Source organism: Methylobacillus caricis (genome assembly GCF_020532705.1).
GTDB lineage: Bacteria > Pseudomonadota > Gammaproteobacteria > Burkholderiales > Methylophilaceae > Methylobacillus > Methylobacillus caricis.
On sequence record NZ_JAJAVD010000006.1, the window covers coordinates 1 to 5,425 of the forward strand.

Consider the following 5,425-nt stretch of genomic DNA (forward strand, 5'->3'; position numbering starts at 1 on the left):
TCTCGCTGATTGAATAACGATCAGCGGCGAGATTAAAAGAAGTAAACTGCTCTTTAACAAATTGAACAACCGATAAGTGTGGGTGCTTGTAGGTGAGTGCGAATCGATGCTTATTTATAAGTATCGAGAAACTCAAAATACAAGTGCTTACACTTAAATGAAATCAAATCTGTAGCCTTAATGGTTACACCTAAGATTCATTTGAGAATAAGCCAAGCGATATACCGACCTCGAAAGAGGTCAAACAAGTAATAGTCGGAATTAAACTGAAGAGTTTGATCCTGGCTCAGATTGAACGCTGGCGGCATGCTTTACACATGCAAGTCGAACGGTAACAGAGAGAAGCTTGCTTCTCTGCTGACGAGTGGCGAACGGGTGAGTAATATATCGGAACGTGTCCATTAATGGGGGATAACTAGTCGAAAGATTAGCTAATACCGCATACGCCCTGAGGGGGAAAGTGGGGGATCTTCGGACCTCACGTTAATGGAGCGGCCGATATCTGATTAGCTAGTTGGTGGGGTAAAAGCCTACCAAGGCGACGATCAGTAGCTGGTCTGAGAGGATGATCAGCCACACTGGGACTGAGACACGGCCCAGACTCCTACGGGAGGCAGCAGTGGGGAATTTTGGACAATGGGCGCAAGCCTGATCCAGCCATGCCGCGTGAGTGAAGAAGGCCTTCGGGTTGTAAAGCTCTTTCGCAAGGAAAGAAAACTTACATGTAAATAATATGTGAGGTTGACGGTACCTTGATAAGAAGCACCGGCTAACTACGTGCCAGCAGCCGCGGTAATACGTAGGGTGCAAGCGTTAATCGGAATTACTGGGCGTAAAGCGAGCGCAGGCGGTTTTGTAAGTCAGATGTGAAAGCCCCGGGCTCAACCTGGGAACTGCGTTTGAAACTACAAGGCTAGAGTATGGGAGAGGGGGGTAGAATTCCACGTGTAGCAGTGAAATGCGTAGAGATGTGGAGGAATACCAATGGCGAAGGCAGCCCCCTGGCCTAATACTGACGCTCAGGCTCGAAAGCGTGGGGAGCAAACAGGATTAGATACCCTGGTAGTCCACGCCCTAAACGATGTCAACTAGTTGTTGGGAGAGTAAAATCTCTTAGTAACGCAGCTAACGCGTGAAGTTGACCGCCTGGGGAGTACGGTCGCAAGATTAAAACTCAAAGGAATTGACGGGGGCCCGCACAAGCGGTGGATTATGTGGATTAATTCGATGCAACGCGAAAAACCTTACCTGGCCTTGACATGCCACTAACGAAGCAGAGATGCATTAGGTGCCCGAAAGGGAAAGTGGACACAGGTGCTGCATGGCTGTCGTCAGCTCGTGTCGTGAGATGTTGGGTTAAGTCCCGCAACGAGCGCAACCCTTGCCAATAATTGCCATCATTCAGTTGGGCACTTTATTGGGACTGCCGGTGACAAACCGGAGGAAGGTGGGGATGACGTCAAGTCCTCATGGCCCTTATGGCCAGGGCTTCACACGTAATACAATGGTCGGTACAGAGGGTTGCCAACCCGCGAGGGGGAGCTAATCTCAGAAAGCCGATCGTAGTCCGGATTGTAGTCTGCAACTCGACTACATGAAGTCGGAATCGCTAGTAATCGCGGATCAGCATGTCGCGGTGAATACGTTCCCGGGCCTTGTACACACCGCCCGTCACACCATGGGAGTGGGTTTCACCAGAAGTAGTTAGCCTAACCGCAAGGAGGGCGATTACCACGGTGGGATTCATGACTGGGGTGAAGTCGTAACAAGGTAGCCGTATCGGAAGGTGCGGCTGGATCACCTCCTTTCTAGAGTAAGCCTTGCTTGCAAGCATTCACACTTATCGGTTGTTTAAAGAGCGCAACAAAGATTGGCCTTAAGGGTCTGTAGCTCAGCTGGTTAGAGCACCGTCTTGATAAGGCGGGGGTCGTTGGTTCGAGCCCAACCAGACCCACCAGATTACGGAAGTAATAGGGGGATTAGCTCAGCTGGGAGAGCACCTGCTTTGCAAGCAGGGGGTCGTCGGTTCGATCCCGTCATCCTCCACCAACTCTTTGTTGAAAAGTTAGAAGTAAATACAGCGTGCTGTCTTTACTTCTGGCTTTTACAAGCTGGATTGATCTTTAACAAAATGGAAGAAGTAAAGAGAATACCAAGAACTTTGTGATGAGGTTCTAGTATTCAAATGGGTAATTTGATTGCAAAATCGAAACATTTGAAATCGTTGGTTCGCAAGAATTAACAGTTCAAATTAGTTTGATCGCATCAGCTTGGTGCGATTGAATGAAGTGCTTTAGAAAACCTGTAACGGATGTCTCATGCATCGCGGAATTTGAGTTTAAAAGGGCTCAGGTTTCAACGTTATAGGGTCAAGCGAATAAGTGCATGTGGTGGATGCCTTGGCGATTACAGGCGATGAAGGACGTGGTAGCCTGCGTAAAGTCTCGGGGAGCTGGCAAACAAGCTTTGATCCGGGAATGTCCGAATGGGGAAACCCACCCGCAAGGGTAACCCCCTCTGAATATATAGGAGGGCGGTGGCGAACCGAGTGAACTGAAACATCTAAGTAGCTCGAGGAAAAGAAATCAACCGAGATTCCGGAAGTAGTGGCGAGCGAACCCGGAAAAGCCTGTTATTTTTAGCAGACGCGTTAGTAGAACGGAATGGAAAGTCCGGCCATAGAGGGTGATAGCCCCTTATACGAAAACCCGTTTGTGGAACTAGGATAACGACAAGTAGGGCGGGACACGTGAAATCCTGTCTGAACATGGGGGGACCATCCTCCAAGGCTAAATACTCGTAATCGACCGATAGTGAACCAGTACCGTGAGGGAAAGGCGAAAAGAACCCCGGGAGGGGAGTGAAATAGATCCTGAAACCGCATGCATACAAACAGTGGGAGCCTCGCAAGGGGTGACTGCGTACCTTTTGTATAATGGGTCAGCGACTTACATTCAGTAGCAAGCTTAACCGATAGGGGAGGCGTAGCGAAAGCGAGTCCGAATAGGGCGTTCAGTTGCTGGGTGTAGACCCGAAACCAAGTGATCTATCCATGGCCAGGATGAAGGTGCCGTAACAGGTACTGGAGGTCCGAACCCACTAATGTTGAAAAATTAGGGGATGAGCTGTGGATAGGGGTGAAAGGCTAAACAAACTTGGAAATAGCTGGTTCTCTCCGAAAACTATTTAGGTAGTGCCTCGTATATCACTCTTGGGGGTAGAGCACTGTTATGGCTAGGGGGTTCATAAGAACTTACCAAACCATGGCAAACTCCGAATACCGAGAAGTGCAATTACGGGAGACAGACCATGGGTGCTAACGTCCGTGGTCAAGAGGGAAACAACCCAGACCGACAGCTAAGGTCCCAAATGACGTGCTAAGTGGAAAACGAAGTGGGAAGGCACAGACAGCCAGGAGGTTGGCTTAGAAGCAGCCATCCTTTAAAGAAAGCGTAATAGCTCACTGGTCGAGTCGTCCCGCGCGGAAGATGTAACGGGGCTAAGCACGTAACCGAAGCTTCGGATGCTGCATTCTTCGGAATGTATGCATGGTAGGAGAGCGTTCTGTAGGCCTGCGAAGGTGTGCTGTGAGGCATGCTGGAGGTATCAGAAGTGCGAATGCTGACATGAGTAGCGATAAAGGGGGTGAAAAGCCCCCTCGCCGAAAGCCCAAGGTTTCCTGCGCAACGTTCATCGGCGCAGGGTGAGTCGGCCCCTAAGGTGAGGCAGAGATGCGTAGCTGATGGGAAACAGGTTAATATTCCTGTACCTCAATATAATGCGATGTGGGGACGGAGAAGGTTAGGTCAGCCATCTGTTGGAATAGGTGGTTTAAGCGTGTAGGGAGATCCTTTAGGCAAATCCGGAGGGTCAATTCTGAGGCGTGACGACGAGTCTCCTTGTGAGACGAAGTGATTGATACCAAGCTTCCAAGAAAAGCCACTAAGCTTCAGTTATATTGAGACCGTACCGCAAACCGACACAGGTGGGCAGGATGAGAATTCTAAGGCGCTTGAGAGAACCCGGGAGAAGGAACTCGGCAAATTAGCACCGTAACTTCGGGAGAAGGTGCGCCCCGGTAGGGTGAAGGACCTCGCGTCCGGAGCTTGATGGGGTTGCAGTGAAAAGGTGGCTGCGACTGTTTAATAAAAACACAGCACTGTGCAAACACGAAAGTGGACGTATACGGTGTGACGCCTGCCCGGTGCCGGAAGGTTAAATGATGGGGTGCAAGCTCTTGATTGAAGCCCCGGTAAACGGCGGCCGTAACTATAACGGTCCTAAGGTAGCGAAATTCCTTGTCGGGTAAGTTCCGACCCGCACGAATGGCGTAACGATGGCCACACTGTCTCCTCTCGGGACTCAGCGAAGTTGAAATGTTTGTGAAGATGCAATCTACCCGCGGCTAGACGGAAAGACCCCATGAACCTTTACTGTAGCTTTGCATTGGACTTTGACAAGATTTGTGTAGGATAGGTGGGAGGCTTTGAAGCGGTGACGCCAGTTACCGTGGAGCCAACCTTGAAATACCACCCTGATGTTGTTGAGGTTCTAACCTAGGTCCATAATCTGGATCGGGGACCGTGCATGGTGGGCAGTTTGACTGGGGCGGTCTCCTCCCAAAGAGTAACGGAGGAGTGCGAAGGTAACCTAGGTACGGTCGGAAATCGTACTGATAGTGCAATGGCATAAGGTTGCTTGACTGCGAGACGGACAGGTCGAGCAGGTGCGAAAGCAGGTCATAGTGATCCGGTGGTTCTGTATGGAAGGGCCATCGCTCAACGGATAAAAGGTACTCTGGGGATAACAGGCTGATTCCTCCCAAGAGTTCATATCGACGGGGGAGTTTGGCACCTCGATGTCGGCTCATCACATCCTGGGGCTGTAGCCGGTCCCAAGGGTATGGCTGTTCGCCATTTAAAGTGGTACGTGAGCTGGGTTTAAAACGTCGTGAGACAGTTTGGTCCCTATCTGCCGTGGGCGTTGGAAGTTTGAGGGGGGCTGCTCCTAGTACGAGAGGACCGGAGTGGACAGACCTCTGGTGGACCGGTTGTCACGCCAGTGGCATCGCCGGGTAGCTAAGTCTGGAAGAGATAAGCGCTGAAAGCATCTAAGCGCGAAACTTGCCTCAAGATGAGACTTCCCTTGTGCCTTGAGCACACTAAAGAGTCGTTCGAGACCAGGACGTTGATAGGTCGGGTGTGGAAGCGCAGTAATGCGTTAAGCTAACCGATACTAATTGCTCGTGAGGCTTGATCCTATAACCTTGAAACTTGGGTAAGCCTAAGCAAGGTGTTCTAAAGCTGTAATCAAATACACCTAAATTCTTTACTTCTTCTATTTGTTGAAGATGAATTTGCTAAGCAAATTCCATCAGATTAACAGTGCTTGAGTGCAATACCTCAAGGACTAACGGTTATGTCTG

At 50.1% G+C, this 5,425-nt stretch carries 2 tRNA genes and 2 rRNA genes; all 4 read left to right on the forward strand.

The window, feature by feature from the left end:
* Nucleotides 1-263: 263 nt before the first annotated feature.
* The 4 genes from LG200_RS13990 to LG200_RS14005 all read left to right on the forward strand — a co-directional run bounded on the left by LG200_RS13990 (nucleotide 264) and on the right by LG200_RS14005 (nucleotide 5,260).
* Nucleotides 264-1,808 (forward strand): 16S ribosomal RNA (locus LG200_RS13990).
* Between the two features lie 72 nt (nucleotides 1,809-1,880).
* Nucleotides 1,881-1,957: transfer RNA gene (locus tag LG200_RS13995), tRNA-Ile, on the forward strand.
* A 16-nt stretch (nucleotides 1,958-1,973) separates the two neighbouring features.
* Nucleotides 1,974-2,049, forward strand: a tRNA-Ala gene (locus LG200_RS14000).
* A 318-nt stretch (nucleotides 2,050-2,367) separates the two neighbouring features.
* Nucleotides 2,368-5,260, forward strand: a 23S ribosomal RNA gene (locus tag LG200_RS14005).
* Together the 16S and 23S rRNA genes with 2 tRNA genes alongside form the textbook arrangement of a ribosomal RNA operon.
* Nucleotides 5,261-5,425: the final 165 nt, after the last annotated feature.